Source organism: Succinivibrio sp. (assembly GCF_045124615.1).
Taxonomy (GTDB): domain Bacteria; phylum Pseudomonadota; class Gammaproteobacteria; order Enterobacterales; family Succinivibrionaceae; genus Succinivibrio; species Succinivibrio faecicola.
Map to the genome: position 1 here is coordinate 1 of NZ_JBGVMC010000323.1, position 6785 is coordinate 6785.

General features: G+C 33.7%; 6 protein-coding genes. 5 read left to right on the forward strand and 1 reads right to left on the reverse strand.

The genetic code is table 11. The annotated features are described in order from the left end of the window. Nucleotides 1-1204, forward strand: a 1204-nt coding sequence (locus tag ACJML3_RS08500) for a hypothetical protein (RefSeq protein WP_406022341.1), incomplete at its 5' end; no start/stop codon positions are given. Between the two features lie 46 nt (nt 1205-1250). Here the strand turns inward: ACJML3_RS08500 and ACJML3_RS08505 are convergent. Beyond that, a complete protein-coding gene (locus ACJML3_RS08505; protein ID WP_406022343.1) occupies nt 1251-1778 on the reverse strand; it encodes a hypothetical protein in 528 nt (175 codons plus the stop codon). A gap of 96 nt (nt 1779-1874) precedes the next feature. Between ACJML3_RS08505 and ACJML3_RS08510 the strand changes: the two genes are divergently transcribed. From ACJML3_RS08510 to ACJML3_RS08525, 4 genes are all read left to right on the forward strand, one after another. After that, nucleotides 1875-2729, forward strand: a complete 855-nt coding sequence (locus tag ACJML3_RS08510) for an HAD family hydrolase (RefSeq protein ID WP_219936191.1) — start codon at nt 1875-1877, stop codon at nt 2727-2729. A 71-nt stretch (nt 2730-2800) separates the two neighbouring features. After that, entirely contained in the window at nt 2801-4429 is a 1629-nt protein-coding gene (locus ACJML3_RS08515; RefSeq protein WP_406022345.1) for an AAA family ATPase, read from the forward strand. Between the two features lie 730 nt (nt 4430-5159). Then, nucleotides 5160-6077: a L,D-transpeptidase family protein gene (locus ACJML3_RS08520; RefSeq protein WP_406022347.1), complete on the forward strand. Its 918-nt coding sequence runs from the start codon at nt 5160-5162 to the stop codon at nt 6075-6077. A gap of 3 nt (nt 6078-6080) precedes the next feature. Further along, on the forward strand, nt 6081-6785 hold a 705-nt coding region (locus ACJML3_RS08525), incomplete at its 3' end, for a hypothetical protein (protein ID WP_406022349.1).

A 6785-nucleotide genomic window follows, 5' to 3' on the forward strand; every position in this document is an offset into this window, starting at 1 on the left:
CCTGACAGGTTACGACTATGTAAGAATGCAGGCCAGACAGACATTTGCCTATGGTGCACTATTCAACCTAACTGGTGATAAGGAAGCATTAAGACTTCACAAGGCAGGAGTAAAATTTCTGATAGAAAATGCTATGGATAAAGATGGTGGTTTCCATTCTATTCTTGTAAACGGAAAACCTCTTAATATAGCAAAAGACGGTATTTCAGATGAGAGACTTGCAAGAACTACTCAGGATTTAAGCTATGCGCTTGTCGGTCTTGCAATGAATGCTTACCTGACACACGATCCTGAAGTTATCAGAATTATTCAGGAAACACAAAAATATATCTATGACACCTATTTTGACCAAAAACAGAATTTCATGAAATGGTGCCTAAAAGATTCAGACTTTAACAAGACCAGCCAAAAGGAGCTTGTAGCACTTCTCGATCAGCTAAATGCATATATGATCCTAACATGGAGATTACTGCCTGATGAAGATAAGGCTTCATGGGGAAAAGATATAAGAAAAACTGTCAGAGCTATCAACAAGAATTTCTATAACAGAAAATATAACAGATTCTTCGGTTGCACAGACAATAATACATGCTTTGATTATTCAAAAGGCAGACATCTTGATAACGGTCATTCTGTAAAGGCATTCTGGATGGAATATCTTGCAGCATTAGGTCTTGATGATGATAAGCTTGAGCACTTTTCAAAGAAAGGCATGAAGAGCGTTTTAAGAGCTGCACTTAAGGATGATAAGAGTGGCTGGTATGAAGATCTTGCAAAAAACGATGCATCCTGGTGGGTTTATGCAGAACTTGATCAGGCTGCATTAACTTTAGCATTAACAAAAGATTATGTTCTGTCTGATACCATAAGACCTTGGCTTTTCAAATATACTGACAAGACCTATGGAGAATTAAACCACTCAGGACTTAAAACACATTTCTGGAGAAATGGATTCCACAGCACTGAACATGCTCTTATTGGAACTATTCTGTCAAACGGCATCAGATACAATTACTGTGATGAGGATAAACAGTGTAAGACATTGAATAGAACAAAACTGTATTTTGCTCCAGTAGATATGAATGACAACAGCTTCACTCCATATCTATACAAAGGCAAGATTGCAGATGTTAACAATAATGGTGATATAAAAGAAATTACATTCTCTAAGATAAAATTACCAGATGAGGTAATAGACGATTAGTCGTTCAATTTTGTATTAAGAGCGTGCAAATGCACGCTCTTTTTTTCTAATAGCTTAGCTTGTCCTTTAGTGTTTCATTGTAAAAAGCTTCTTCGTGCTTCTTTACAATTCTTAATAATCCAAACTCCAGTGCAGCAATATAAAGCATGAAGAGAACTATATCCACACAAAGACCTACAAAATTCTTTGACATGATTGCAACAACTATCAGATATACACTGAACAGCAAAAATAAAATCTCTGCTATAAAAATGCTTGTATGTAGGCTTCTTACCTTTCTTTTTGCTCTTGCTCTGTAATAACCGTTTAAAACGATAATACCAGGAAGAGCCCAGACAAGACCTATGAATGCAGCTGTAAATGATGGCATTGTCGCCATTAGAAGAGCAAAAATTGATGAACTTACCAATGTAAGATATACACAAGAAACATTGAAGAAAAAACGCTCGGTTGATGAAAGAGGAGCCTTTGAATAAGGATTATATTTAGCAGGAGTGATTCCATTTGAGATGGTTGCATCATTAGAATATGGATGATTCTGCTCGTTATTTACAAAGTTATCCTTGTTTTTCATAAATTCCTCTATTTTTTTTCAAAGCCTTGCACATTACTCAAACAATTGTAGTTTATTTTACAGTAATATTTATAAAAAAGTATTTAGGACAGCACTATGATTTACCAAAAAGAAAATATTCTTGCTATTTGTTATGACTTTGACAGAACACTAACCCCTTTTGAAATGCAGGCACAAGGTTATATTCAACAGATTAATGATGATGTTGATGAATTCTGGAAATGCGCAACCGATCTTGCCATAAAAAATGATATGGATCCTAATCTTGCATACATGTATCTGATGTTAAGCGGTGCTAAAGGTAAATTTCAGGTAAAAAGAGACAAATTAAACGAATTTGGTTCAAAAGTCGAACTTTACAAAGGTGTTGACAGTTGGTTTGACAGAATAAATACATTTGCACAAACTTTGAATATAAAGGTTGAGCATTACATCATATCCTCTGGCCTTAAGGAAATGATTGAAGGCACATCAATTGCTGATAAATTTACTGCAATTTATGCTAATTCTTTCCTTTATGATTTTAACGGCAATGCAATCTGGCCTGCACAGAACATCAATTTCACAAACAAAACACAGTTCCTTTTCAGAATATCTAAAGGAACTCTCAACGTAAACGACAACGATGTTAACCGCTATTACTCAAAGGAAGCTTTAAGGATCCCTTTTGATAATATAGTTTACATAGGTGACAGCCAGACTGATATCCCATGCATGAAGCTTGTAACATCACTTGGAGGAAACTCCATTGGAGTTTATGATCCTAAACTGAAAAACAAAGAGCGTGTTTACGAGCTTATTAAGGATAAAAGAATAAAACATTTTGCTCCTGCTGATTATTCACAGGACAGCACTCTTGAAATACTTATCAAAAAGATCCTATTAAATTCATCTACTGAATTTGATCTAAAAATGCAGTATATGAAAGATCTTGAAGAGGCTGGAGCATAATTACTATTGTAGCGAATATCAGATAATTCCTGTTAATAAGCTATAATAGTGAATAGTTTAGGAGTATAGAAATGAAATCAATCAGTAATTCTGGATCGTTTACAGATTTTTACAATAATAACAGGATCTATATCGATAAAACTGAGACTATCTATAATCTACTGATGACTCATGATAAAGTTTTTATTTCTCGTCCTCGCAGATTCGGTAAATCATTAACTCTCAATACAATTGCAACACTATTTGAAAAAGGTGTTGAACCTTACTTTAAGGATACTTGGATTCACGACAAGTGGTCAGAAGATACATATCCAGTTCTTAAAATCGATTTTCTTGGATACTCTGTGTCAGATATCGATGAGTTTAAAAGAGTATTAGTAAAAAGCATAACTGATTTTGCTACAAAATACAGTATCAGCGGATATACACAAGACAAAGAGCCATATGTTTCACTAGCAAATTTATTAGATTCATGTACAGAACTAGACAAAAGAATTGTAATTCTAATTGATGAATATGATGCTCAGTTATCTGCAAACATCAATAATCCAAATCTTTATAAAAAGTTTCATGATCTTATAAGAAGCATTTATGCAATCATTAAAATAAAAAACTCAATCAAATTTCTTGCTGTAACTGGAGTTACAAGACTAAAGGATACCACCATATTTTCTGTAGGCTCTGACATAAAGGATATTTCAAACTATACAGAATATTCTCAGCTAATCGGTTTTACTAGAGATGAGATAAAGACATTTTATAAAGACTATCTGAAACTTTCTGTTTCTTATGAAAATAAAATACCTACAGAGAATGTAACAGAATCTCAGATAGATAAGATGCTTGACAAACTTGCTTATTATTATGATGGTTACTGTTTTGATAAAAGAGGACAAAAAAAGGTTTTTTCAACCTGGTCAGTAAACAATTTCTTTCAGGAAGTTAAAAACACAAAAGAAGTACTATTTGGAGATTACTGGTACGATAATGGAGGTATACCTTCAATTCTCGCTAACTATCTGAAATCTCATAAACTCAATGCCGTTGACTATTTTGATAAAAACAAAGTAGTAACAGTGCCTGTTGAAGTATATGCAAATCCAACTTCATTACTTGATATTGACCAGAATGTTCTAATGTGTCAGACAGGATACCTTACCTTACGTTCATCACTAACCGTAGGTGCTTTTGGAGTTAATCTTGGTATACCAAACTATGAAATTCAAAAGGCACTATCTTCTCTTTTAGCAACAAAGATTTTTGAAAACAACACATTATTGAATCTTTCAATGGATGCAAATGATCTGTTCAATAACGGTTCAATAGATTCCATTATTGAAAGACTGAATTGTATTCTTAACTGCATCACCTATGACAATTATCCTATAACCAGTGAGTCTGCACTTGTAAATTATATAAATCTGTTTTTAACTGCTGTAGGAATACAAACAACTATTGAATGTCATACTTCAAAAGGAAGAGCTGACTTAACACTAGAACTTGCAAGCCGTAGAATTGTCTTTGAGTTCAAATATGCACAGAATCAAGCTGATGCGGTAACTAAACTTGAAGAAGCTGTAAACCAGATTAAGACACATGACTATGGCAATATTATTCCAATAAAGGAACTCATAAGAATTGCAGCTGTTTTTAATGCAGATCCTGCAATAAGAAGATTTTCTGAATATATGCAAATATAAGCACTTTTTTTCATATTTTCTTATTTCTAAAATTTAGCTAACGGCAATAATGAGTTCTCTATCAAAATCAAAGTCAATTTCTCTACAAAATGTTGAAGATAATTCCATTATGTAAAAAATCCGATAAAAATCATGTTTTGTCATGATTATTATCAATTTCTATTGCATATTATGGAGCAATTTTTATCTAAACTATTATTTCATAAGACTTTCTAAGTATCTTCTAAGTTTTAAAGCATAAAATGAAAACCAAGTTAAGAAGATGCGTTTCTTTCTTAGCGAGTGAAAGGTTTTGATGTACTTTCATAGTGTTTTAGATAATTAGCGTTTTTGCTAATTTTGTACGAGTTCACATACCTCATCAACGCCCAGACCGATCTTGGTCTGGGATTTTTTTTTATCTTTTTCAATAATTCAAAATCTATTCTCAATCTAAAAAATATTTTAGTAATCAAATCTAAATCCTAACTTTGAAAAAAGTATTAGTATTTATCCTTAAAAACCTGACAGTTCATCTACACGCAGTACCAAAGACGGTTATTTTCATATAGTTCTCGAACTTCGCAGATACTTACTGATACTATTAGTAAACGTTTTCTTGCAAATGTATTAATCTTTGGATTTGTGTTAGAATATGCAAAAAATTTTCGTATATGAAAGCAGATAAAAAAGGACATATGACCGTTATTCTGCTGAAATTTTGATTATTTAATCGATCAGACATTCAATCATGCTAAAAAAAATATCATTTATATTATCAGCAGCAATCTTGTACTTCTCACAGGCTGAGGCTACGAATATCTATCCACTCAATGGAAACAGAGTTGTAGGCGAGGAGTTAACCTACAAGCTTGATCCTAGTGGAACAACTACTCTTGAGTATGTTGCTGCTGAATACCATCTTGGTCTTTCAAACATGATTGAGGCAAATCCAGGAATCGATCCTATTGTTCCACAAAAGGGTGCATCACTTGTTATCCCAACTAAACTGATTCTGCCTGCAACAGTTCAAAACGGAATCGTTGTTAACTCAGCAGAAATGAGACTTTACTACTACACTGGCTCAAAAGTTTATGTTTATCCTATTGGTATTGGACAGCTTGGAAAAGGAACACCTTTAGACTGGGTAACAAAAGTTGAAAGAAAAAGAGCAAATCCTACATGGACTCCAACTGCCGAAATGAGAAAAGAATATGCAGCTCAGGGTGAATATCTCCCGCCAGTTGTTCCTGCAGGTCCAGACAACCCAATGGGGCTGTTTGCAATGTATGTAGGAAAGCTATTTGCTATTCACGGAACTAACGCTGACTTTGGTATTGGTCTTCGAGTATCTCACGGCTGTGTCCGTCTTAGAAATGATGATAATGAAGATCTGTTCAACCGTGTAGCTGTAGGAACCAGAGTCGAATTTATCAATAAACCTATCAAATATGCTATTGAGAAAAACGGTGATATCTATATTGAGGTTCATCAGCCATTATCTAGATCTCAGTCAGAATTTGACAATTTTGATAGCACAGTTCCTTTTACTTTTTCAAAAGATGAACTAGATTTCTTTAAGGATCCTAGAATTAATCAGGATATTCTGAGCAAGGCCCTTGAAGAGAGAACAGGTAGACCAGTTTTATTAAATCCAGCAGAGTTCTAAAAAGTGAAAAAGCTTTTTCTGGCAGTCATTACTTTAGTGCTTCCACTGCAGTGCTATGCAGAGGATAGCTCGTCATATATTGACTACAGATACGTTAAGCCTAATGCAACCCTTTATGACATTCTCAATTCATCAGCAACACCTGATGAAACATTTATTCTGAACAATACTCTGTTCAGACTTGATTTTGTTTACAACAAAAAGAAAACAGAAAAGCTGTATTCTAAAATTCTTTCAAAATCCGAAAGCTTTCCTGATTCTACTGATAAATACTTTTCAGACAAACAGCTTTATCTTACACGCTCTGTTGAAAGCCTTATCACATATATACTCAAGGATTATGCAAAAGATATTGGTCCTATCAGAGTGCCTCTTGTTATTTCAGCTGATAAATACAGAGACTCTTTTTTCTATGACTCAAAAATATACTCTAATATCGGCTGTAAAGGTTATGGTATTGCAGAAAGCTATATAAAAGGATGCGAACTACCTTCTGATGAAAGAACAGATTTTCTTGAGATTGCATACCACCCTGATTTAAAAATGACTGATGATCCTAATCAGCTCAATCAGATCCCAAACAACAACTTAAAAGAATCTTTTTCATACAAGATTTTATCTACGATTCCTCAGCTTTTAGGATTCAGATCTTCTATTAATACAAAAGGATATCAGGCACCATTATCAAGTCTTGACAAGGTATTATAT